Annotated in this window: 25 protein-coding genes; 1 reads left to right on the top strand and 24 read right to left on the bottom strand. The window is 32.3% G+C overall.

All coding sequences use genetic code 11. From position 1 onward, the window contains the following. Window positions 1-291: 291 nt before the first annotated feature. The 16 genes from RM520_RS13770 to RM520_RS13695 all read right to left on the bottom strand — a co-directional run bounded on the left by RM520_RS13770 (window position 292) and on the right by RM520_RS13695 (window position 14,252). Window positions 292-1,791 carry an alpha/beta fold hydrolase gene (locus tag RM520_RS13770; protein ID WP_311388387.1) on the bottom strand — a complete coding sequence of 500 codons (1,500 nt, stop codon included), beginning with the start codon at window positions 1,789-1,791 and terminating at the stop codon, window positions 292-294. 113 nt (window positions 1,792-1,904) lie between these two features. Continuing rightward, window positions 1,905-3,035: a helix-turn-helix domain-containing protein gene (locus RM520_RS13765; protein ID WP_311386130.1), complete on the bottom strand. Its 1,131-nt coding sequence runs from the start codon at window positions 3,033-3,035 to the stop codon at window positions 1,905-1,907. A gap of 211 nt (window positions 3,036-3,246) precedes the next feature. Beyond that, entirely contained in the window at window positions 3,247-3,414 is a 168-nt protein-coding gene (locus RM520_RS13760; RefSeq protein ID WP_311386129.1) for a hypothetical protein, read from the bottom strand. Window positions 3,415-3,445: 31 nt separating this feature from the next. Next, window positions 3,446-4,291, bottom strand: a complete 846-nt coding sequence (locus tag RM520_RS13755; RefSeq protein WP_311388386.1) for an NmrA family NAD(P)-binding protein — start codon at window positions 4,289-4,291, stop codon at window positions 3,446-3,448. 27 nt (window positions 4,292-4,318) lie between these two features. After that, window positions 4,319-4,867: an NADPH-dependent FMN reductase gene (locus RM520_RS13750; protein WP_311388385.1), complete on the bottom strand. Its 549-nt coding sequence runs from the start codon at window positions 4,865-4,867 to the stop codon at window positions 4,319-4,321. A gap of 88 nt (window positions 4,868-4,955) precedes the next feature. Then, window positions 4,956-5,357 (bottom strand): DUF5367 family protein, encoded by a 402-nt coding sequence (locus tag RM520_RS13745; protein ID WP_311386126.1) that lies wholly within the window; start codon window positions 5,355-5,357, stop codon window positions 4,956-4,958. Window positions 5,358-5,406: 49 nt separating this feature from the next. Next, entirely contained in the window at window positions 5,407-5,898 is a 492-nt protein-coding gene (locus tag RM520_RS13740) for an anthrone oxygenase family protein (protein WP_311388384.1), read from the bottom strand. After that, window positions 5,888-6,259 carry a hypothetical protein gene (locus RM520_RS13735; protein WP_311388383.1) on the bottom strand — a complete coding sequence of 124 codons (372 nt, stop codon included), beginning with the start codon at window positions 6,257-6,259 and terminating at the stop codon, window positions 5,888-5,890. The genes RM520_RS13740 and RM520_RS13735 overlap by 11 nt, the downstream gene beginning before the upstream one ends. 104 nt (window positions 6,260-6,363) lie before the next feature. Next, entirely contained in the window at window positions 6,364-7,353 is a 990-nt protein-coding gene (locus tag RM520_RS13730; protein ID WP_311388382.1) for an AraC family transcriptional regulator, read from the bottom strand. 198 nt (window positions 7,354-7,551) lie between these two features. Further along, window positions 7,552-9,204, bottom strand: a complete 1,653-nt coding sequence (locus RM520_RS13725; protein WP_311386122.1) for a serine hydrolase domain-containing protein — start codon at window positions 9,202-9,204, stop codon at window positions 7,552-7,554. Between the two features lie 173 nt (window positions 9,205-9,377). Further along, on the bottom strand, window positions 9,378-10,142 hold the full coding sequence (locus RM520_RS13720) for a DUF6090 family protein (protein WP_311388381.1): 765 nt from the start codon (window positions 10,140-10,142) through the stop codon (window positions 9,378-9,380). Window positions 10,143-10,307: 165 nt separating this feature from the next. Next, entirely contained in the window at window positions 10,308-11,408 is a 1,101-nt protein-coding gene (locus RM520_RS13715) for a toxin-antitoxin system YwqK family antitoxin (RefSeq protein ID WP_311388380.1), read from the bottom strand. A gap of 156 nt (window positions 11,409-11,564) precedes the next feature. Further along, on the bottom strand, window positions 11,565-11,984 hold the full coding sequence (locus RM520_RS13710; RefSeq protein ID WP_311388379.1) for an RDD family protein: 420 nt from the start codon (window positions 11,982-11,984) through the stop codon (window positions 11,565-11,567). Window positions 11,985-12,127: 143 nt separating this feature from the next. Next, on the bottom strand, window positions 12,128-12,853 hold the full coding sequence (locus RM520_RS13705; protein ID WP_311388378.1) for a DUF6090 family protein: 726 nt from the start codon (window positions 12,851-12,853) through the stop codon (window positions 12,128-12,130). 167 nt (window positions 12,854-13,020) lie between these two features. Further along, window positions 13,021-13,335: a hypothetical protein gene (locus RM520_RS13700; protein WP_311388377.1), complete on the bottom strand. Its 315-nt coding sequence runs from the start codon at window positions 13,333-13,335 to the stop codon at window positions 13,021-13,023. A gap of 167 nt (window positions 13,336-13,502) precedes the next feature. After that, entirely contained in the window at window positions 13,503-14,252 is a 750-nt protein-coding gene (locus tag RM520_RS13695; protein WP_311388376.1) for a hypothetical protein, read from the bottom strand. A gap of 168 nt (window positions 14,253-14,420) precedes the next feature. Here RM520_RS13695 and RM520_RS13690 point away from each other — a divergent pair, with 168 nt between their 5' ends. Continuing rightward, complete coding sequence (locus RM520_RS13690) at window positions 14,421-14,858, top strand: hypothetical protein (protein ID WP_311388375.1); 438 nt, start codon at window positions 14,421-14,423, stop codon at window positions 14,856-14,858. Between the two features lie 219 nt (window positions 14,859-15,077). Here the strand turns inward: RM520_RS13690 and RM520_RS13685 are convergent, their stop codons facing one another. The 8 genes from RM520_RS13685 to RM520_RS13650 form a co-directional block, all read right to left on the bottom strand. Continuing rightward, window positions 15,078-15,479: a hypothetical protein gene (locus tag RM520_RS13685; protein WP_311388374.1), complete on the bottom strand. Its 402-nt coding sequence runs from the start codon at window positions 15,477-15,479 to the stop codon at window positions 15,078-15,080. 163 nt (window positions 15,480-15,642) lie between these two features. Continuing rightward, window positions 15,643-16,668 carry an OmpA family protein gene (locus RM520_RS13680; protein WP_311388373.1) on the bottom strand — a complete coding sequence of 342 codons (1,026 nt, stop codon included), beginning with the start codon at window positions 16,666-16,668 and terminating at the stop codon, window positions 15,643-15,645. A gap of 154 nt (window positions 16,669-16,822) precedes the next feature. Then, entirely contained in the window at window positions 16,823-17,698 is an 876-nt protein-coding gene (locus RM520_RS13675; RefSeq protein ID WP_311388372.1) for a DUF6624 domain-containing protein, read from the bottom strand. Window positions 17,699-17,943: 245 nt separating this feature from the next. Then, window positions 17,944-18,690, bottom strand: a complete 747-nt coding sequence (locus RM520_RS13670; RefSeq protein ID WP_311388371.1) for a hypothetical protein — start codon at window positions 18,688-18,690, stop codon at window positions 17,944-17,946. 258 nt (window positions 18,691-18,948) lie between these two features. Beyond that, window positions 18,949-19,677, bottom strand: coding sequence for a DUF6090 family protein (locus RM520_RS13665; protein WP_311388370.1), 729 nt, complete (start codon window positions 19,675-19,677; stop codon window positions 18,949-18,951). A gap of 141 nt (window positions 19,678-19,818) precedes the next feature. Continuing rightward, window positions 19,819-20,505, bottom strand: coding sequence for a hypothetical protein (locus tag RM520_RS13660; protein ID WP_311388369.1), 687 nt, complete (start codon window positions 20,503-20,505; stop codon window positions 19,819-19,821). 171 nt (window positions 20,506-20,676) lie between these two features. Further along, window positions 20,677-21,468 carry a hypothetical protein gene (locus tag RM520_RS13655; protein ID WP_311388368.1) on the bottom strand — a complete coding sequence of 264 codons (792 nt, stop codon included), beginning with the start codon at window positions 21,466-21,468 and terminating at the stop codon, window positions 20,677-20,679. A gap of 182 nt (window positions 21,469-21,650) precedes the next feature. After that, on the bottom strand, window positions 21,651-22,766 hold the full coding sequence (locus tag RM520_RS13650) for a hypothetical protein (protein WP_311388367.1): 1,116 nt from the start codon (window positions 22,764-22,766) through the stop codon (window positions 21,651-21,653). Window positions 22,767-22,797 lie beyond the last annotated feature (31 nt).

The raw sequence follows: 22,797 nt of genomic DNA, 5'->3' as shown, positions 1-22,797 counted from the left end.
ATTTGAATTTTGGAAGTTCATTAATAATTTTTCTAAGAAAATTATTTGCGTCGTCACAAGAAGTATTTGCAGGTATGAGTTAATTCAATTTTGATTAAGTTTATATTGAATAAAATAATCCTAACAAGATGGATTAAAAAAAAAGTTTTTTATTTTCTCAGTGGTAAGCGTTCTGCTGACCTCCATCTCCTGTTTTAACAATTCTTGAAGTGACTCGAATAGAAAATCCGCCAAGATTTTCGTAGGTACCTATGCTAGCAATAAACTATACAAGTTGTTGTAAAAAGTTATTTATTCTGTTTTAAATTCCGGACTTCCAATTTGTTCAAAACAGTCAGAATTTGGTTTTTCCTTAGGGTTATTGAAAAATTCATTTGCTAAGATCATTGCACATGGGTTACCCCAATTGGTTGTTGGGGTATGTTTCCATCCTTTAAAAACGAATTGATAGCTATTTACGAGGTTATTACTCATTGAATTTGCCCATTTAGGTGGAGTCAAATTATCATATTCGCCATTTATAAGTAAAACAGGAATATCACTTTTGACCGCTAAATCTTCAATTTCCGATACTTTTTGAACACCCCAAATTTTACATATCTCTTCTTCAAAAGTTTCAGAAGATAACCCCTTAACTTCTGGGTATTTTGTAGTTTCAGTTTTAATAATGCTTTGAGAACTAAATGGATATTCTTCTGCACACCAAACAGAAAGCCGCATGCCCAATCCAGAACCATAATTTGATTCTTGAAATAGATATGAAAGTTGTTCTTTTACCGAAGTTAAATCATCACTGAGCAGTTTATTTATTTCATAAGGTATATTTACGATATCCTCAGTAGAAGCTATAGTGAAAACCCCTATTAAATCTGCACCTGTTAGATTAAAGGTTTCAATTTTCCCATTGTTTGGATTATCTATTTTGACCTCCAGAGGTTTTTCTGTCTTTTCTTTTAGATAATTATAAAACCTAGTTTTTATTTTTGGAAAAGCATTATTGCACCCTTCATTTGCCTCACAATCAGAAAGCAATTTATCAACTGTTTCCAATAAGTTTTTCACACTTTCTTCATCATAGTTTGACTCTAAGGGAAGTGGTGAATCCATTACTATACTTCTAATTTTTTTAGGGTAATCCCGCATCAAAACTTGAGCTATTTTGGTGCTGTAGGATATGGTAAGTAGGTTGTATTTTTCAATTTCTAAAATATTGACCAAATCATTTATATCGGCTGCTATTTCATTCGTATTATATCCATCAAAATCGATACCTTTTTTAGCAAGTCTATTTCTACAATCTTTAGTTGCTTTCGCAACTAGAACATCATATTCCGTTTCATCGAAATCTGGCAGATTGGATCTAAACGTCGCTTTTGCCAATTCAGGACAGTCCAAATGCGGTTTTGCGTAATAGTTGCCGCGTTGTTCTATAAGTATAAAATCTCTGTCATCTAAGTATTTGTAGTACTCCATATATTGAGCACTTGGCATAGTGGTTTGCCCAGGCCCTCCAACGGTATAAATAATAGGGTCTTTCTTTGGGCTTTTACTGCGACTTTTGAAAATATAAACAGGAATCTTAATCGTTTGGCTATTTGAGTCTTGTCTATTTTCCGGTACTTCTAGGTAACCAAATGTATATTTCTGTTTCTTATTTATTTTATGGGTTGTTTTCTTAGAAATGGTAAAGGTTGTATTAAACGAACCTTTGACATTCTCTTGTATCGATTGACAATTTATTATTAGAGGAGGAAATGCCATTAATAGAAAGTATGCTATTTTCTTTATCATAATTTTTTTTGATTTTAGACAAACCTATGCTTTGGCAAATAAAAAATGGTTTCAAATGGCAAATTGAAACCTATTTAGTGGGTTAAAATGGTGTCATTATGAAAATTGACACCTTACTTTTTAATCTTTAATTCGCTTGGTGAAATACCGAATTGCTTTTTAACTGCACGGTTAAATGAAGATTTTGAATTAAAACCTGCGTCCATAGCTAAACTGAGTAAAGTATATTTTGAATTATTGGAGTTTTGCAAAAGTGATTGCACTTCTTTTACTCTGTATTCATTTACAAAATCATTAAATCTTTTGTTATAAATTTCACTGAGGCTTTTTGAAATGAGGTATGGTTTAATATTTAGTTGTTCTGCAACACTTTTTAGAGAAAGCTCTTGGTCTTTAAATAACTTGTCGTTCTCCATTGCGTTTTCAAGCTTTTTAGAAATATCCTTAAGTCGTTCTAAATCGTCAGGATTAATAATAGTCTTGATGGTAAGCTCTGGGTCGTTTCGTCTGGAAAAACCTTCTAGTCCTATCCAATATGTTATAACAGCAATCCCTATAAAAAATGGATAGTAGTAAAATCGTGTAAAGTAAAAATAAGATCCATCGTTAATGGATTTATAAATCACTAGGTCAACTAAAAGAACAAAAAGTACCAAGGAAAAGTAGACCAAAAATGATTTTATAATGCGTTTAATCCAAGCCAATTTAGTTATATCGATTTCAAACCTTTCATCTACTGAATTCAATAGCTTTTGAGATTTAAAGGCATACGCAATAATTAAAATACTTGCCACTATGTAAATGGTTGAATTGTTCATCCATACCACATAGCCATAATAGCCTAACCACGACAAACTTTCTTTTGTGCCATCCCAATATAAATTCTGTAGTCTCACAAAAACACTACAGAATATTTGAATGACTAAAGGAAGAAAATGCACCCAATCTTTACTTGAAAACTTATAATTAGATTGTGTTTGTGCTTTTGTGTAAAAGTAGATAAGTGCACCATAGACCCAACTTATGTCTATCATTATATAATACCAACTATCATAATATCCTAAACCAAATAGCCGCATTATTTGAATAGAAAGTCGGTAAGAGAGTAAAAGAAGAATTACTGCTAATATTCTATTTGCCAACCGATTATATTTATTCGATTTAAGTAGGATGAATCCATAAATTAATCCTTGAATTGAGCCAATAGCCAGTAGAAGTATGATTACAATCGTTCCTAAGTCCATTGTCCTTGCTATCCTGAGTATTTTGTCATTTTGTAGTTGCCATTTAAATGTCTGGTATAATTTCGTACGGTCTTGCTTATGATTAGTAGCGAGTTTATCTGTATTACATTTGGGAAATTAAAATACAAAATAAAAAAGAATAGCGACTTGGATTAAGGTTCAAATCGCTATTAATTATACACGTTGTTGGCAATAGTTTAATTATGATTTTTTATTTCTCATTCTCTTTTTTAAATCTAGTTCCAATAGCGGTTCCATAGACTAAACCCACGCCAGCTCCTAAAGACAAACCAATTTCAATATTATTTGACAAGATTCCAATACAAAGTCCGATTCCTGCGCCAAAAAGGACGCCTAATGCCATTTTCTTATTTTTCATGTTATATGTTTTTAAAAATTGTTAAATGTCATTAAAAATTCTGTGTAATGGAATGGTTCCATATCCCAGTAGCAGCCGTTTGTTTTGCGTAGGTTTCAAAATCTTTTGCAGGTCTACCTAAAACTTTGGTAATATCATTTGAAACTTCTTGGTTATCTGGATTTCCTAATACTTCTTGGAACAAATACCCAAAGAGCCACACATAAGAATCTGGTAATCCTGCTTTTCGCATACCATCTTTAAATTCCTCTATCGTAATAGGTATAAATTGAATGTGTTTATCAGAAGCTTCAGCCATAATTTCTACGACTTCTTTAAAGGTTCTTTTTTGAGGTCCAGTAACTGTAATTGTTTGTCCATTATATGAATCATCGATTAGCACTTTAGATACAACATCGGCAATATCATCGGCGTCAACAAATGGAATTTCCGCCTCCGGCATAGGTAGTGCAACCACTCCATCTAATACAAAATCTAAGAATGCACCTTCGCTAAAATTTTGATTAAACCATGAGGCTCTAACTAAGGTGTAATTTAAACCTGAATTAGCTACGATATCCTCACAAGCTTCAGCTTCAGTCTCACCTTTACCAGAAAGTAATACTACTTTTTCTAAACCAGCTTCTAATGCTTTTTTAGTAAGTGTTGTAATGGCATCTCTAGAACCAGGAACCGCCAAATCTGGATAGTATACAATGTAGGCTCTATCCATATCTTTTAAAGCTGCGTCATAAGTTTCAGGATTTTCCCAATCAAATGCTGGATTTGTTTTTCGTCCAACAACTCTTACGTTGTGACCTAATTGTGTTAAATTTTTTGCAACTCGGCGACCCGTTTTTCCAGTCCCTCCGATAATTAAAATGTTCTCTGTTTTCATGTTTTCTGTTTTTAAAGTTTATAATTATTATAGGATTGAATTGAGAATTAAGTGTTGTTTGAAAAGTTGAACCTTTTGAGTCAGCTCTTCTTTTAATTCTGTGTTTGAAATATCATTATCTGAGAAATTATTAAAGAAACTAGGCAAGGAATAGTCTGCAACGACATTAGCCCCTAAAAATGGAAAATAGCTAACCGCTGCTTTTAAAACAGTAGCTCCACCGCGACCACCAGGTGAGGTTGCCATTAAGAAGGTGGGCTTGTCTCGCCATACTTTTACATTAGCACGAGACAACCAGTCTAAGGTGTTTTTAAATACTGCTGTGTAGGTTCCGTTATGTTCTGCCAATGCTATTATAAATCCATCAGCGTTATCCAATAATTCATTGAGTTTTTTTACGGCTGTTGGTATGCCATTTTCAATTTCATAATCGACTCCATACATTGGTAGGACATAATCGTTTAGGTCGATTGAAATGATTTCCACATGTTCTAATAAGTTGGAAGTATATAACAACAAACTTTTGTTGATAGATTTCTGACTATTACTTCCTGCGATTGTGATTATTTTTTTCATGATTTATTTTTTTAAATTAATTGTACGTTTTTACGATTGTTAATAATCTATCCTTCAAATACCTGAAGCTTTTTGATCCTATTTTCTATTAATAAGTAGTAGTAGTCCTTTTACGATTTATTTTGAGATACCAATACAAAGTTGTTGTTATTATAAACTCGAGACCAATGAACCAAAATCCGAAATCGAGGAAGAAATCAGAATATGTTCCTCCATAGGGAAGTATAGTAAAGGGCACTGTGATGAGTGCGTCTAAAATTCCGGATATGATGAAGAATATCAATCCTACTTTAAACCCATGAGCACGATTATCCTTTACGTAGTATAATCTTGCCCCAAACCAAACCAAGGGAATTATTACTATTGATAACCATATATTGGCTTGTTGTTCTGCATTTTCGAGAAGTTGTACATAGTAGGACGATGCGTATAAGCATACTCCGATTATCCAAATTATAATCCCTACAGCTATGATTCTAAATTGTTTCATGATTGTTATTTTATAAATTTATTGTTCGTTTTTTGATTGATGAGTTGTCTTATTTTGAATACAGCATTCCAATAATTAAGAGCATAAAAGCACTAAATGATGAGAGTGTTCTTATAGTATGCAATAGGTTCCATGGTTTCTCAAATTTATCTCGAAGCTCTTGCAATTCTATTTTAGAGAGTGCTTCCAGATTCGATTTATCCAATAATTCGTTTAAAGGCACATTTCCAAAAATGGTTACCAAACCTATTCCTATAAAAAATAGTATTGCTGCAATCAGAAATAGCCAAAAGCTAGTGTTGTTTCCCTTAAATAAATAAGTATTAAGAAAGAGTAGTAGAACCGGGCCAAAAAATACAATCATAAATTTGCCATTAATGATTGCTCTATTCATGGCTTGGAAAGATTTAAGGAAGCTTAGGTTATCAAGTCGTCCAATTCCTGGTGTTACAGCATTAGACCAAGTAAAACATAGTCCAGCCGTTAAACCAGTAAATACTAAGCCTAGTATTAACACGATAAATTTTAATTTAAATTCCATTGGTTGAAGTTCTAGTGGATGATATCCAGGTTAATAAATCTTGATATTCTTTAGAAGTGAGCTTTATTTTTTTGCTTTTAGGCATGCGTTTCTTTACAAAGACTTGCGTGTAAATATCATCAGCCCAGGTATTCATATTTTCTGTTGTGAATACACGTTTTTTGTTGCGTTTACGATGACAAACGTTACACTTATGGTCCAAAATTTGAAAAGCGTCTGGCTTTGACTCTTTTATTCCATTGCTTGAAACATATACCTCAGTCAATTTATTAGACTCACGAATCGACTGATAATTATTTGTTGAATTAACTAGAAGTGCTATACTAATTCCGATTAAAAATTTTACTAGTGTAACCATCATTAAATTGTATTAATTAATTTGATGATACAAAGGTGCAAAGTGTTCAAAAGGAATTTTTGACACTTAAAGACAACGTTTTGACATTTTACGCCAAAAGGCTAATTTTAGTTAGATTTTCTAAATTCGGAAGGTGTTTGGTTAGTCCATTTCTTAAAAGCACGATTGAATGCACTTTGCTCGGAAAAACCTGTTAAGAAGGCAATTTCGCCTACGCTTTGCGTAGTATTGAAAAGCATATCTTTTGCAATAGATTCTTGCGTTTTTTTAATTAAGTCACGATAGGTTACGCCAGTTTCAGAAAGTCTTCTTGTTAGTGTTCGGTTGCTCATAGCCGTAAGGTCAGCAATATGATGAATACTAGGAATACCCGTCGGTAGCGAGTCTTTTATCAGGGATTCAACGTCGCGCACAAATTTTGAGCCTGGGATTTTGATACCATTAGTTTTTTCATCCACTTGTTGTAGTAGATAACTATTAATACTGGCATCTGCTTTGGCTGTTCTTAAATTAAGGTCTTTTGTTTTATAGCTTATCGCATATTGAGGTTGGTTAAATAAGATGGAACAATTAAATGCTTTGTGAAAGCTGGATAAGTCATTTGGTGTACTGTGCTTAAAACTGACTTGAGTTGGTGCTATTTTCTGCTCAGACATGGCTTGCAATACTACAACCGTAGCAGAAAGACTAGCTTCTGTGGATAATTCCATGCCTCTTCTAAGTGCTTCCCTATGAAGAATAACATGAGAGACATCACCTTTTTTTTGAATTTGCCATACAAAAGTGTTGGATAATAGTTTAAAAAAACGTTCACTCCGCTCAAAAATTTCGCCTACCCTTGAGCAGGTACGCCAAGATAAACCTAACACGCCATAATCTTCAATAATCATTTGCTGTCCAACACGTACACCAAAACCAGGACCTAATCTATCATCAAGTAATTCGTGTGCGGTTAAAAACTCCTCAGCAGAAATAACCTCTAATTTTTTAGCTTCCTCCAAAGAAGTTGTCCAATCTGCAAAATCTTCATGATTCATGCCTTCTGCTATGGCGCAGTTAAGCATTTTTACATAAAGATTTGCAGAGAAGTATTTCATTTTTTTACAAGCATATTATTTTAGATTCTCTGTTTCTTTTAATTATTGCCAACGGTCTTGTATATGAAAAGTAGCGGGTTTTATGCACTAATTTTCAGTTTGGTAATGACCTTTAAATTATTCATTTTGTTTCGTTTAAGCGATTAAACCGCTAATATTTTTATACAATGTTGTACACTGGCCTTTTTCAAGTCTTTTTTAGACGGATTGCTTTTTGAAAATGACATTTTTAATTCGTCCGTTCTCTAAATTTAACCCTTGTACATCTCCATTTTCATCTCTAATAACTATAATTTTGTATGAGCTCATCATTCTTAGAAAGTCTTTTGTAATGAGTTTTCCATCTCGTTTTCTTCCATTTTTGATAATGTTGTAATTAGCATCTTTGACGTGTTCAATTACAATCTCTGTATCGGTTTCTTCATTGAAATAGGTTCCGTTTAAGCTCGTATCATAACCATTTTCTATTTCTTCAGTTGGTAATTTATGATAAACGCCTGGTTTTTGAGAAGCTAAATATAAAGTGAATTTTTGTTGCTCTTTCCCAATATTCGAAAAGTTCATTTTAAGCTTATCGTTCGTCTCATAATGAAACAAGCTTTGTTTTTCTTTTATCATTTTTACTGGCTCTCGTTGATAAATCTCTCGAAATAAAGAACCATCTTTTTCACTTATCTTTATTATCGTCCCATCAACGTTTTGATAATTACCTACAACACTTTTGAAATTTTTCAGTATTTCCGTTTTCTTGGGAACTGATGGGTATTTATCATTATTTATGTCTAATTCAAAAACAATATCTGTCAATTGTTGTGCTAAATAGTTTGTAGGTACGTTGCCATTATTTGACATTATGACTATCGATAGGTTTTTATCTGCGAATCTAAAAAATGTCGCATTATATGCTCCAGTACTACCATCGTGATATGTGTAGTTTAAGCCTTCATAATTTCCAAACATTAATCCGTATCCGTAGTCGTCAAAATCTACATTTCCTATAGTCGATTGACTTTGGTCGATCATTGAAGTTGATAGGTATTTCCCATTATTTTGTTGAATAGTTTGCTCCCATTTTAATTGGTCTTCCAAAGTTGTGAATAAACCACCATCTCCATTCAATTCTGTTACTATTGGATATTCTCGCCAACCATTCCAATTACCGTAAGGTCTTGCCTTATTTGGAATTATGGCCATATAATTGGTGAGAAATGATGAATTTTTCATTCCTAATTCTGTAAACAATGAATTAGAAAAATCTTTGAATTTAATGCCGGTAACTTTTTCAACGATTTCTGTAAGAAGTATATAGTTAGAGTTGCTGTATAGATACTCTTTTCCTGGCTCAAAATTCAAGTCTGTTTGAGATTGTAAAAGTTCGATTGCATCATCGTTATCTATAAAAAGTTCATACCAATCTTTACCTTTCAATGCCCATAAACCGTAAACATCTCTAATTCCACTTGTATGTGTCAATAGATTTGATACAGTAATTTTGTATCCAATTTCTTTATATAATTCGGGTAAATATTTTCTGATATCATCATCTAAGGCTAATTTGTCCTGCTCAATTAGTCTCAATATGCACAAAGCGGTAAATTGTTTGGCATTTGAGGCTATATTGAAACTTGTATTTTTGTCTATTTTTATTTCGTGTTCAAGGTTTGAATAACCAATATACTTTTCGAATACAGTTGCTCCATCCTTTACAATTCCGACTGCCATTCCTGGCGAAATCCCATCGATATATTTCTCAATCTGACTGTCGAGCCTGTCAATTATTGGATTTTCCAATTCTTGGGAATATGCATTTATTCCAAGAAATAAGAATGTTATTATAAATGTTTGTTTCATTGTAGAATATTTGTTTTGGCTTGAATACAACGGTCTCGGCTATGATTTCGTAGCGGCGATTCCCAACGGGAATTGTCGTACTGAAATCCAGCCGTATTAAAAGTAATTATTTTTAAGCTAGCAGAATGTAGCTATGAATTATAGCCATTGTTGTGCTTTCGTTAATTATTATCCTATTTACATTTTTTAGCTAATAAGTCATAAGGATCATCCATTAATTTAATAATCTCATTTATAACCTGTTTATTTCTGTCGCTCATAGTAATATTAAATACTACCATCAACTGAAAATCCTTGTAATATTTACTATTTCTGTCTTTAGACCAATCTAATTCAGGCAAAGTTTGAATGATTTCATTTCCCAATAAAATGTTGACGTAATTGAATTCAGAAATTCCAAATTCAATTGAGGAATTGATTAGGCTGAAAGTTTGCTTAGAATTTTCATCAGAATTCTGTTGAAGGTGAGAAACTTTATTTTCCAATTCACTATAAAATTGAATTAGACTATTTTTAATTTCACTGTCTGTAATAAGTCTTATGTTACCAGAAGAAACCATATCTTGAAAAGTTACATTGCGAGGAACAAAAGCTTCACCTCTAAACGCTATCAGAAATTTATTTAGAAGAAAATTCTTGTCATTTTTACCAGAATCTAATTCTAAAAGAATTTCTTTAGAGACCCTTATTCTATTATCATAAGTTGCGATGATTTCATTTATTTTTTGCTTATCAAGTTCCAAATCTTGTAGAATACGACAATAGTATTCTCTTTCTGCTTCATCGTTCTTTTTTTGTTCATTCCAATTGTTAATGGCTAGCGCAATCAAAATTCCAACTACGACAAGCACAATCTCTCCAATTGCATAGATTAAATACTTACTGAATTTATTTTCAGAGAGCAGTTTTTGTCTAATTTTTCTAAAGAATTTAATCATTGGTTATTGATTAGTCATAATGAAGCACAACGGTCTCGGCTATGATTTCGTAGCGGCGATTCCCAACGGGAATTGTCGGACTGAAATCCAGCCGTATTAAAAGTAATTATTTTTAAGCTAGCAGAATGTAGCTATAAATTATAGCCATTGTTAGCACCTTTGCTTTTAATATTTTTTTCTTGTCGATTCTATAATTTCCCCGTTTTCATCATATTCCCAAGACCTCAATAATTTTCCATTTTCGTCCCAATCTTTATAAATTCCTGTAGTTTTTCCTTTTTCGCGAAACATTTCAGAGCTTAAAATTCCGTTTTTGTGAAAGTACCTAACTACTTGTTTTTCTTGCTTAGGGTAATAAATATTCTCTTGGTCCTTTTCTCCATTTTGACGAAAGACAATATTTGAAATTATCTGTCCTTTATCGTTATATACTCTTTCTATCCATATCTTTCTTTTGGAAAGTATTTCTTTAGCTTGTTTTAAATTGACCTTATTTAAGTCTGAGTAGATTTTTAAATTTAAATATGAAGTGTCTATTGCCCTCCAAATAGTTGTTGTATCAATTGGAATATCTTTTTTAAATTTTTCAATTTTAGTTAAATTTCCTTTACTTGAAAACCATTTAAAAACCCCATTTTTCTTTCCATTGTTATAAGTTTGTTTACTTTCAATAGTTTCATTAGGATACCACAACAACCTTTGACCATTTATAACACCACCTTCATAATTTTCCTCCAATTGCTTATTTCCATTCTGGTAATATTTTATTCTCTTTCCGTCGTATTTCGGTTCAATGTTTTCTTTATTAAATAATTGTTGTAGTTTTTTCTTTAAAGTGACCTGATTAGGGTATTTGATATTTTCATATCCATTAAAAATTTTTATTCTTTCTGATCGAGTGCAATAGCCAGTTGTTAACTTTTTAAAATAGTCATTTAAAGAGCCAAAAATTATCCATTCATCACCGACTCTTTCGCCTAAATCACAAGATGTCCAACCTTTAAGTAATGGATGAGAGCCTGAAACAAGAATGTTTTTGATTTGTTCTCCTTTATATAATTCTAATATTTCAAAATTCATTTGGTGAACATACGAGTCCGTTTCAATATTCTCGGCTTCTTTTATTCCATTTATTTTTATGTGAGCAATGAAACTATATTCGTTTAAGTCTTCTTGTGTTTTGAAATCAGGTTCAGTAACACAAGAACAAGCAAATGTTCTAACTGAAAATAATATAAGAAAACTCAATGTTAGTTTTAATCTCATTGTTTCTTTTGCATTGGTGCTAACGGTCTCGGCTATGATTTCGTAGCGGCGATTCCCAACGGGAATTGTCGGACTGAAATCCAGCCGTATTAAAAGTAATTATTTTTAAGCTAGCAAAATGTAGCTATGAATTATAGCCATTGTTAGCTGTGGTTTTTACTTTTTTATAACTAATGTTTTTGCTACAATATCGCCAATTCTTTGTCTCTTTTCAGTCGATATTACAACGATAAAGGCAACAAGTCCGAAGCACAAAGAAATGTCAACTAAGTCGAAAATCCTTCTTTTTAAACTTTGTCCAAGTGTCAGTTCCGCCCCATTTTCCGAAATAATTTTAAGTCCTACTACCCAATGGCCTAATGTTGTCCCAGTTTTCCACTCGCAAAATGGTAGATAAAAAAACCAAAATAAAATAGGAACCATTGCCTTAATACCGCTAACACCATAACTTCCTTCTTCATTGGGTTCTCCGAATTGATAAACATAAATTATGGTAAAACACATGATTAAGATATAATCAATAATTGTAGCCAAAATCCTGGCGCCTGTATTTGATTGGTATTTGGAATTTGTCATTTAAACTTTTTGAAATTACAGCTAACGGTCTCGGCTATGAGTAGTTGCGTGGTTTAGTACATAACTTTGCAAGTACATACCAAGTTGGAAATTCCAAATTAGGCGAGAACAAGCAATTATTTATAGCCATTGTTGTGCTTTCGTTATTTTTTAATTTTAAGCTCACTATCTATTAATTCAATTAACTTTTTTGACGAATCATGTAAATCCATCAAACTGTTTAAAGTTGGTATCCTTGTATCTAGATTTATTTTCAACAAAACCAAGAATTCGCTATCTCTACTCAAGGCTTCATAACTATTTGGAATAGCATAATTTCGATAGCTGAAGTCCTTAAAATTAGCTTGTATATATGGGAACCACATATTTGTTAAGCTATTTCGGTCATAAACTTGTTGCTGTTCAAATCTTTTCTTAAGCTTTTCGTAATAGAAAATAAGCTCAGTTTCCAATTCTTTATTTTTCAAGTTACCCAATCCAATTTCTTTAATTTTTTCATATCCAGTTACAGTAATTGATATACCATTAAGCGTATTGCATTTACCAATTTTGTAATTGTGAGTAGAATCTAATAATGCTTTATTTTCAAGAATTTCTATTAATTCTTCTTGAATTTTTATTTCGTTTTCAGCTCTATCGATAATTTTAGGTGTTTCGAGATTATCCGTTCTCAAATTTTCTCGAATTTCTATTAAGGATTGCTCGATAGATTTTCTCTTTTTATTGTTTTCATTCCAATTATTAATCTGAAGTGCAATCAAGATTCCTAAAACGACAAGAATAATTTCTCCAATTGCATAAATCAGGTACTTACTAAATTTATTTTCAGTCAGCATTTTTTGTCTAATTTTTCTAAAGAATTTTATCATTGGTTATTGGTTGGTCATAATGAAGCACAACGGTTTCGTCTACGATTTTGTAGCCAAAGAACTAAAGTTAGCAAAAAGGGATTGAGTTTTGGAAATCCGTTAGGATTTCCTGAGTAGCCTTTAAGCAGATCAGCTATAAATTATAGCCGTTGTTAGCAAACGTTATTTTATTCACGTTTTGTAATTCTGGTTATTTTTCCGTCCGAATTTGTTTTGAATATGAAAATGTCTTTTGATTCTTGAAGTTCCTTTATTCCACTAAACAGGCTGTTTTTAGGTCTTTCTAGTCCCCATGATGGAGCAAGAGTTAATTTCCTAATCCTCAAATCTTGATTATTAATGTTACTTTTTTCGTCAATTTCAATTAAGTCCACTTCCACGATTAATTCTCCATCTATTTCGTACACATTTTTCAAAAGTCCATAAAATTCAGAATCCACAATTTTAGTATCCTTTGAATGATTTTTTTCTTCTTTATTCAAACAGGATTGGAGTAGAAATAATGAAATTGTAAGCGCGACGATTTTTTTCATTATTAAGATGTTTGCTAACGGTCTCGGCTATGATTTTGTAGCCGAAGAACTAAAGTTAGCAAAAAGAGATTGAGTTATGGAAATCCGTTAGGATTTCCTGAGTAGCCTTTAAATGGCTAGCTATAAATTATAGCCATTGTTAGCTTACGTTTTTTAATCAATCGTACAGTTTCAATACTGTCCAAATAATGCGATGTGTGCGCATCAAAAGTTTTTTTAGTATATCTGCGCTCTATGGTCAGCACACTATCACTAACGTCTAATATTTTCCAACTGTTTTGATATCCAACAAAATCAGTATGAAGTTTCTTCTTCATGTTAAAATATACCAAAGAGTTATCCAGTTGAGTTTCAGTAGAATCGATACCCAGGCAGTAGCTGATGATTTTATTTTTGTAAATTTCATAATATGGTGGCCAAATAGTATCATGCTCAGGAATAGCAGGAGGAGGTGGAGGTATTTTAGAATTTTCAATTCCTACCCAGATTTCCTCAGTCCATTTCCCTAATATTTTGTCTAATTTCCATTTTGGTCGTTTTTCGTTTAAAATGAGTTTGGTTTCTTTTTCTCCGATATTGAGTCCGGTGATGGTTGAATCGTTTAGTTGATGCAGAGCAATCATCAAACGGCCTAAAACTAAAGTATTCGAATTTTCAAAATTCACCAATCTCCAAGGTTGATTGAATTCATGTACCTCAAAAATATTACAAGTTGAGTCCATAAACTGGATAGTTAGAATTCCCTTATCATTTGTTGGATTTAAGACAAAAGTTCTACCTCTGAGGTCGATTTTGTCATCCAGCTTTTCCATGTCGCCTTTGCATGAAACGATTAGAAGTAACAGAAATGGTAAAAATCCTTTCATTGGCAAATGTTAGCTAACGGTCTCGGCTATGATTTTGTAGCCGAAGAACTAAAGTTAGCAAAAAGGGACTGAGTTTTGGAAATCCGTTAGGATTTCCTGAATAGCCTTTAAATGGCTAGCTATGAATTATAGCCATTGTTAGGTTTCATACTAAAAAAACTCAAAATCATGAAAATTTTCATCGTAGCTATTTCCCTTTTTACATTTATTATTAGTAACAACGTTAAATTATCAAAAACCTCTTTTGAATCTAAAGATAATAGGTCAGAAAAAAAATGGAATAATGATTTTGTAGGTCTATGGGTAAATGAGGACAAGAATACACGTGGGATTACAAAATGTGAGATAACATTTTCGGACAATCAATACGCTGTTCAAATGTGGGGTTCATGTACACCCAAAGATTGTGATATGGGAAAAAATAACGCTGATGGAATTGAAGAAGGAGTTAGTAAATTCGAACTCCTTTGGGACTCAAATTTTGCTGAGAGTTTCGTGACGTATGAGCTAATGGGTGGAAAATTAAAAATGACAAATAAAAGGAGTTATAAAGATAACTCAGGTAGGCAAGGTTTTACAATAGTTGAATATTTCATAAAGGAATAAGTACGAAAACCTAACAAAACCTATAAACAATAAGGGCTTAGCTGCTTAAGTTATAAACCCGGAATATCAACGATCACCGCCAAATCTTTTGGATTTGGCATTAAATAAAAAAAAGAAAAAGCAAAACAAAAAGGTTTGGCTAAGTCCCAAACGGAAAGAAAACGTTAGTTTGCTCCCGTACTGTTCATAGCTCAGACCGTTGTGCAACGTTTTTTAAATTCAGTTTGCAATTCCGATTTCTGTAAATAATTCACGAGCTTTAACTAACTCAAATTGGTCTTTAAAATTTCCCAAATTCCTTTTCTTTCCGTTTTTTAATTTCAGCGCAAACCTTTTCTTTCCAAATACAGTTTTTTCTTCAAGTCCCTTTATTTCTTCGATTGAAATTTTTTCCGATGTTGACATTTTAATTATAAACATGACAAGTATAATCAATGAAAGAAGTCCTAATCCAATCCAGAAATATTCAATAAATCCATATTCGGTTGTGTTTTTTCCAAATATTCGTATTAGAGCATTGGTCAAGTTGAGTATCATTAGGATTTTTATAAAAAGATATTGATTTTTCAATCCGTCTTTTATTTGAATTGTTTTTTCTGTTTCGATATATTCAATTTTCATTCCACGATATTTTGGTCAAATGTTGCACAACGGTCTCGGCTATGATTTTGTAGCGGCGATTCCCAACGGGAATTGTCGGACTGAAATCCAGCCGTATTAAAAGTAATTATTTTTAAGCTAGCAGAATGTAGCTATACATTATAGCCATTGTTATACACTGATATTATTTCAGAACTATTTCTACTCTTCTATTTAATGCTCTTCCTTCTTCTGTTGTATTTATTGTTAATGGTGATAATTGTCCTACTCCGTGAGCTGAAATTTGAGACTCATTAATACCATATTTGGTAGTTAACGCATTAGAAACGGCTTTGGCTCTTTTTTCTGAAAGTGTTTGATTTGCTGATAATGAACCTACATTATCTGTATGTCCTACGATGTAATACTCTTGATTTGGATTTGCTTTTAGATAGTCCGATAGAGTTTTTATAACATCATAAGAGTTTTCAGTAAGCTTATCGCTCCCAAAATCAAATAAAATGTTATGAAATATTTCTTTTCCTTCATTCTTAATTTTTTCATCAATTGATAAGATTGAAACCTGTCCTGTTTCCATAGATTCAGACTCAATAATCTTGGCTTGTATAAATATTTTATCTTCAATTAATTCGGAGTTTCCTCTCCCATAATTTATATAGAGCATTAGGGTATAATCAATACCATTTCTTTTGCCTTGTGCAACAAAATAGGCTAATTCATTATCTTTATTTCTGCCTAGATAGTTAAAAGCTAAACGATAGTCTTTATCTTTTAAAAACTTAAAACTACCTAAGTATTCTGTGCTTGCAATAGATTCATACTCTCTTGAAATAGCACTGTTATTATTCATAACACCTTTTTTGCCAAATGCAGAATATATAATTTCTAAACCACTACTTTTTAGTGCTTGTTCATAATTGCGTTGCACTTCTAAAATGGTGGTACTTTGACTACTCTCAATTCCATAAAGTATATCCGTAACTTTACCTTCTACGGTTAGTTCCTTTTCAGCCCCTTCATATGTTATTTTTGAAATGGGAAGTGTAACCATATCAAATTTTGTTACATTATAACCAACGATACAGCTATTCTTATAACTACTTAAGAGTGGGTGTTGTTCTGCACCTTCAACATCTGGACAAATAGTGGTTTGAGCGTATATCCCTGTAGAAAATATAAATAATAGCGTAATAGTTTTTAGTAATTTCATATTTGTTTTTATTTGTGTATAACGGTCTCGGCTATGATTTCGTAGCGGCGATTCCCAACGGGAATTGTCGGACTGAAATCCAGCCGTATTAAAAGTAATTATTTTTAAGCTAGCAGAATGCAGCTATAAATTATAGCCATTGTTAGGCACAGTTTTATTCCACACCATATTTTTTAGCAACTTCCGTTCTTGTTTTTTTATCCGCTAAATCTACTCCTGCTTGACTTCCAAATATTTGATACCCGTTATTAATCCAATAAACCCTATCAATTAACATTTTAAATGGAACTACAGATAATTCTTCTTCTTTAACTGCATTTTGAATTATTGGCAGATATTTTTCCATCATTTCTATATTCGAATGCTGAATCACAGCCCACATCGCACTTTGGTATTTTTTTCCAACTAACGATTTGCCAATATAAGTTTTGTATTTCTGAAACAAAGAATCAATAATTTTTTGATTTTTAAAATCTAAGTCATGTTGCTTTTCCATATCTGCAATACGAAATTTTTGGTCGTTTTCGGATACATTATTAACGAGTTTAACAAGCTCCAAATCCAATTCATTTTTCTTCACATATTCAGAAAGGTTAAATTCTATTTCTTTTTGTTTTAAAAATGAGCTGCAATTCAGAATCAATGAATCATAAAGTTCTTTAGAGTCATTATAAAATTTTGATTGTTCTTTAAATGATTCAAGATATTCACATCCACCTTTTGATTTCCCCAATTTTCTCAAAGAGATTTCCCAAATTTCTTTTTCTTCATTTAAGGCATATAATGCTGTAGTAGCATTCCAGTAGTCTGCATAATTGAAATTTTCAGGTTTGTTTTTAATATTTTTTTTTGTTTCTAAAATTATCATTTCTCCAATGGAGAAATTTTTGTTTGAAACATTTTCTTTTTTTACAGGAACATACGTTATGAATTTAGATTCAAAATTTTCATTAGTCCAATTATTAGTTTGCCCAAAGCAATTAATTGAGATAATGAAAAATATCAGTATAAATATTTTTTCTCTTATCATAAGGTTTGGTATAAATTGTGCCTAACGGTCTAGGCTAAGCGTAGTGCGGTGCTAAAGAAACTTTTCGTTTCCGTCTGAGCACGAAGCTAAAGCTTTTGGTTTAGTTTTATTTTTTCTTGTCTTAAGCTAAATCCCGAAGATTTAGCGACTTTATAAATATACACAGACCTTTCGATTAAGCACTAAAGTCCGCATTACGTTTAGGCATTGTTGTGCGTAGGCTTTTCGGTCCGAGTTGTGTTTTATTAGAACCTTATTTTCTTTTTGAATTCCAAAAGATTTATTTGAATTTCATTCAACTCACACTTAAATATTTCTCCATTTATATCGTATCCATAAAATACAATACCATCAGTATTTTCGGTTAAAATCAAAGTAGGCCAGTTATGAGCAAACATTATATCAAACCCTTCAATTTTCGCTAAACTCCAACTAGGCGATTCCCAGTTCGGAATGTTAAAAGCTTGGTTCTTGCGCATAATAAATTGGCTGTCGAAATAAATAGTATCCTTAGATTTTGGAAATTTGGCAAATTCCGAGAATTTAACAGAATTAGAAATTTTAAATTCAAAGGCCTTCCCAGACAATTTTTTTTTCCAATCGGAATTATTTTTTAGAGTGTCCGCAATTTTTTTTAGTACAATTTTACGTTTTACCGCACCAGTTATTAGCAATACTATGCTATCTCCTTTAACTTGATTAACCTTGAAAGACAAACCATTTTCACTCGCATCTGGTTCTAATTGGAAATTTATACCATAATCAAAATAATTACTACCCTGAACATTTTCTGTAGAACTTAAATGGTGATAATAAACTTTTTGATTTTGAACATTCCATAAACCTGATCCATGACTTTTGAATTCAGAGTTATCGTTGTCGGTTGAATAGTCAAGTACCCAAACGCCTTCTATTCGTTTATTCAAATAAAATAAATAGCCACCTCCACTTAATAGAGAAAAAATTAATATTAGAATGAGTAACCTTTTCATAAGAACTTTGAGTTATTCTACCTTTTTTTAGCTTACGCACAACGGTCTCGGCTATGATTTTGTAGCCGAAGAACTAAAGTTAGTAAAAAGGGACTGAGTTATGGAAATCCGTTAGGATTTCCTGAATAGCCTTTAAATGGTTAGCTATGAATTATAGCCATTGTTGTGCTTGCGTTACTATTTTAATTATTTGATGTTTAAGGTTCGATAATCGAAATGTTTTAATCATTTTAAATAGGAACTTCTTGAAAGTGCAATTTATTTACTATTATCTATTCGTTTCTTCAATACTATTATTAACTCTCGATTATCTTCCTGAAATACAAGAAGGTGACTTATCACATCATCAATGTAACCATCAATTATAAACATAGATTTCTGCACCATTTCATCATCGTAAATGGTATTCAAGATATTCAGGTCATGGGTTTCCTTTAAATTTATGAAATGATTCATATGCTTTTTTTTCAAAGGATTCAATTCCGTTTCATTAAGTGTATTCAATCTTTGAAAGGCAGCGGCTACATAATCGTATCTTAAAAAATAACGTCTTAAAGCATTAATGACCGATTTGGATTGTAGTTCCTGTATGCTATTTTTTCTATTGCTTACAACATTTGATAGATAACGAAATCCTATGATAGTCATAAATTGGTCACCTTCATTTACAAGTTCTGTAATAGTAGAATCAGGTTTGCGTAGTTCAGGTTTTTCAAGTATATAATTAACTGTAGCTTTTAATTCATTCAATCCCACATGTCGAGACTCATAGAATATTGAGTCGGCTATTGCGTCATTCAGTAATTCTTTGCAGAGTTGAAGATCATTAATTTTCAATTTGCGACGCTCATTCCAATTATTGATTTGTAAGGCTAATAAAATACCAATAACCACAAGAAGAATTTCTCCAATAGCATATTTCAAGTACTTTCCAGTTTTGTTTTCCAGAAGCAAATTTTGTCTAATTTTTCTAAAGAATTTTATCATTGGTTGGTGGTTGGTTATAATGAAGCACAACGGTCTCGTATAACCGCCAGTTACGGGTTTTAAATTATTGTTTTTCGGTTAAGCACTGACGCTCGCAATTCCGAGTGGGTTCGGACGTAGTCGAATCCGCCGTAATTGGGGTTATACATTGTTGTGCACAGTTTTTTTTGGTTCTATTTCTTTAAATATTTTTCCGTCTCTTGTTAATATTTGGAATTTTTTTTCTGTCCAATTCGTTTTGTACAAATTATTATAATATTCATAAATATTATTCTTAATCAAGTGTTCATTTAGAACTTCAATTCCGTTTTCATCAACTATTTTCACAAAAGCATTTTGTCCATTTTCGTCAACCGAGCAAACTACCAATGCTCTTAAAGTCCGATTTTTATTCCATTTCGATAATTTCTTACTTTCGGTTTGGTATTTAAATCCGTTTACTGCAATCGATTTTGTGATATTAAGCAATTCACTAGATTTCTTTTTATCCGATTTTAAGATGTCAGAAATGGCAGTTTCCAAAACTTTTAGAATTGTTCTATTCTTATCGACAATACTTTTTTTAAAATACTTTTCAAAGTCAAATCCACCGAAAGTATATTCTGAAATTCCATCGGCTGAATTTCTATAATTAGATTTAGGAATTTTAGAGGTAATTTGAATATTCAGTTTTGAAATTCCGTCTAATTCAAACTTTTTCGGAATTTGATACCAAAAAATGTTTTGAACAGTATGTGTAGTCAGATTAAAATCTTTTTGTGTGAATCCGTTTGGTAATTCTTGAGAAAACTCAATATGAATGCTTATGTCTCTTAAATACTTCGCCATTTTCTCAAATTGTGCACAACGGTCTTGTGTATGAGTAGTAGCGGATTTCTACTCACAAACCTTTCGGTTTTGTACTTACCTCTGTTTTATATTTATACTTTCATGTTCTCACTTAAACCGCTATTACTTATACACCGTGTTGGCGGTAGTTATTTTACTTCCCATTATTCTTTACGGACAAGTTTCAAATACTGATAAAGCAAAATCAACAAGAAATTGGTATCTGTCAGTATTGTTGGTTTGTCCTATGCTATGAACAAGGGTTGTTCTATCTCCAATACCGAGACTTTGATATTGATTCACTATCGTTATTCCATTATTTGGGTCGTGTATATCTGGGTCAGTGGGATCAGTTGATGAACCTGGTTCTCTGTTATAAACAAAATAAATTGGTGGTGACGCCATAGTCAAATTTTCTGTTGGCAACCACCAACTTGGGTCTTGCCATACTGTACTTGGCAACGCATTATAAAAATAAAGTCCTTTAATATTAGTATTAGGCTTGTGTCCGTAAACCCAACTGAGGATACTGCCTCTTGATGAACCACCTATAATTATGTTGGATATATCTAAATTATACGTTTCCGCGTTATCAATAACCCATTGAAACATAAGTTCAGCATCATTCCATCCTGTTTCAACTTGTTCTGGTGTACCTACAGAAGTTGATGATTCCCAAGAAATCACTGTAATGCCTTTGGCATTTAAATCAGCTATAATTTCAGGTGAAATAGAAGTAGTAGTTCCGCCATTGAAATGTGCATCAAAATAAATTGGCGTGGGACAATCGGATTCGGGCTTATATAAATCCAAAAATTGCCTATCCTCCGAACCATACTCAATTCCTAATTCCACTAAACTTTCAGTCAAGGGGTTATTGGGTTCTGGGTTGCTTGTTTCATCATCAGAGTTACACGAACAAAATAGAACTCCGATAATTGTAAAGTAAAGAAATAGTTTCATCAATTTAATTTTCTTTTTTAGACTTTCAAATTCTTTTAAGGTTTAATCTAATTACCGCCAACGGTCTCGGCTATGATTTTGTAGCCGAAGAACTAAAGTTAGCAAAAAGGGATTGAGTTTTGGAAATCCGTTAGGATTTCCTGAGAAGCCTTTAAATGGCTAGCTATAAATTATAGCCATTGTTAGCCACCGTTATTTTTTAGGGTCACCTTAAAATACATATTAACTTTCATTCCGTAGTTATTCCCCTCAGGTTCAAAAAGTCGCAAATTCCCAATTTCCAAACTATCGTCGGTTACGTTTATTAGGTCAATATAATCTGAAGGATTAATTCCTTTGTTTAAAACAATTTCTTGACCAGTTTCTGATAAACTCCAACTCCCTGAAACTTCAGTTCCTCCAGATTCTTTGATTATAAATTTATGGTTGTCTGAAAAAGTGAATGTCAAATTCATATTCTCAATTGATTTTAACCGAAATGGAATTGAATCATGAAATCTAGAGCTTGATGAGATAGTGTCCCATTGATTAAGCCTAGCTATTTTCCAGTTTTTATTTGAAATGGTTTCTAAAATATCAAGTTTCTGATATTTATCAATTCCTTTAATAGGAGTAAGTCTAGCTTTTATACTGTCTTTGCAGTTAGCGCATATCAATGAAGCAGAAGAATTATCCAAATACTCATTGATGATATAAAAATCATCATTTAATTGTCCACTTGACATCGCAAAAATATGTTCCCCGTTTATGATATCGAATTTCCATTTTTCCGTTGAGCTTGTAAAGCGATTATTCAGAATATCTTTCTCAATACAAACTAGGGGTCCTTTCTCGTTGTAAAATGGCAGGTCAGTTAAAATCAATTTTTTGTCAAACTTTTTGTTTTCTTGTTCATCAAAAGTTAAACTCCAATGTCTTAAGTAAAACGATTTACGTTTTTCGTCAAGACTTTTGGCTCTTCCGAGCTTAACAAATTTCACTCGAGTGTCAAAACCGTAATCGAGTATTATACTGTCTGAATAAATTTGGGATATATTGAAAGTTAATGTGTCGTTTAGGTAAATTCCTTCTCTCGAAGTAGCGAGGGATTGTTTCTCCGTAAAACCCGAATAAACATTACCTGTTTCAATGGAATCCTGTTCGAAATGAAGAATTACTCCATCTAAAACGCTGCGTCCTCCATTTGGGAAGGTTGAGTAGGATTCTACTGCCAGCCAGTATGTATTCGACGGAACTTTTTTTGTGCAAGACATCATCATGAAACCAAGAATTAGAAATGATGTCCATATTTTTTTCATAATGGTGGCTAACGGTCTCGGCTATGATTTT

It is taken from the genome of Croceitalea vernalis (assembly GCF_031846405.1).
Classification (GTDB): Bacteria; Bacteroidota; Bacteroidia; order Flavobacteriales; family Flavobacteriaceae; genus Croceitalea; species Croceitalea vernalis.
The sequence above is the reverse complement of the archived record's forward strand: the minus strand, read 5'-3'. Positions and strand labels throughout refer to the sequence as shown.

Coding starts and splice junctions, on each gene's coding strand:
- RM520_RS13730 (WP_311388382.1), bottom strand. CDS start 7,353: ATGAAATACTTCTCTGCAAATCTTTATGTAAAAATGCTTAACTGCGCC.
- RM520_RS13765 (WP_311386130.1), bottom strand. CDS start 3,035: ATGGACTTAGGAACGATTGTAATCATACTTCTACTGGCTATTGGCTCA.
- RM520_RS13735 (WP_311388383.1), bottom strand. CDS start 6,259: ATGATGGTTACACTAGTAAAATTTTTAATCGGAATTAGTATAGCACTT.
- RM520_RS13650 (WP_311388367.1), bottom strand. CDS start 22,766: ATGAAAAAAATATGGACATCATTTCTAATTCTTGGTTTCATGATGATG.
- RM520_RS13675 (WP_311388372.1), bottom strand. CDS start 17,698: ATGATAAGAGAAAAAATATTTATACTGATATTTTTCATTATCTCAATT.
- RM520_RS13705 (WP_311388378.1), bottom strand. CDS start 12,853: ATGATAAAATTCTTTAGAAAAATTAGACAAAAAATGCTGACTGAAAAT.
- RM520_RS13685 (WP_311388374.1), bottom strand. CDS start 15,479: ATGAAAATTGAATATATCGAAACAGAAAAAACAATTCAAATAAAAGAC.
- RM520_RS13715 (WP_311388380.1), bottom strand. CDS start 11,408: ATGAGATTAAAACTAACATTGAGTTTTCTTATATTATTTTCAGTTAGA.
- RM520_RS13655 (WP_311388368.1), bottom strand. CDS start 21,468: ATGAAACTATTTCTTTACTTTACAATTATCGGAGTTCTATTTTGTTCG.
- RM520_RS13680 (WP_311388373.1), bottom strand. CDS start 16,668: ATGAAATTACTAAAAACTATTACGCTATTATTTATATTTTCTACAGGG.
- RM520_RS13760 (WP_311386129.1), bottom strand. CDS start 3,414: ATGAAAAATAAGAAAATGGCATTAGGCGTCCTTTTTGGCGCAGGAATC.
- RM520_RS13710 (WP_311388379.1), bottom strand. CDS start 11,984: ATGACAAATTCCAAATACCAATCAAATACAGGCGCCAGGATTTTGGCT.
- RM520_RS13665 (WP_311388370.1), bottom strand. CDS start 19,677: ATGATAAAATTCTTTAGAAAAATTAGACAAAATTTGCTTCTGGAAAAC.
- RM520_RS13770 (WP_311388387.1), bottom strand. CDS start 1,791: ATGATAAAGAAAATAGCATACTTTCTATTAATGGCATTTCCTCCTCTA.
- RM520_RS13750 (WP_311388385.1), bottom strand. CDS start 4,867: ATGAAAAAAATAATCACAATCGCAGGAAGTAATAGTCAGAAATCTATC.
- RM520_RS13745 (WP_311386126.1), bottom strand. CDS start 5,357: ATGAAACAATTTAGAATCATAGCTGTAGGGATTATAATTTGGATAATC.
- RM520_RS13660 (WP_311388369.1), bottom strand. CDS start 20,505: ATGGCGAAGTATTTAAGAGACATAAGCATTCATATTGAGTTTTCTCAA.
- RM520_RS13695 (WP_311388376.1), bottom strand. CDS start 14,252: ATGAAAGGATTTTTACCATTTCTGTTACTTCTAATCGTTTCATGCAAA.
- RM520_RS13670 (WP_311388371.1), bottom strand. CDS start 18,690: ATGAAAAGGTTACTCATTCTAATATTAATTTTTTCTCTATTAAGTGGA.
- RM520_RS13720 (WP_311388381.1), bottom strand. CDS start 10,142: ATGATTAAATTCTTTAGAAAAATTAGACAAAAACTGCTCTCTGAAAAT.
- RM520_RS13755 (WP_311388386.1), bottom strand. CDS start 4,291: ATGAAAACAGAGAACATTTTAATTATCGGAGGGACTGGAAAAACGGGT.
- RM520_RS13690 (WP_311388375.1), top strand. CDS start 14,421: ATGAAAATTTTCATCGTAGCTATTTCCCTTTTTACATTTATTATTAGT.
- RM520_RS13740 (WP_311388384.1), bottom strand. CDS start 5,898: ATGGAATTTAAATTAAAATTTATCGTGTTAATACTAGGCTTAGTATTT.
- RM520_RS13725 (WP_311386122.1), bottom strand. CDS start 9,204: ATGAAACAAACATTTATAATAACATTCTTATTTCTTGGAATAAATGCA.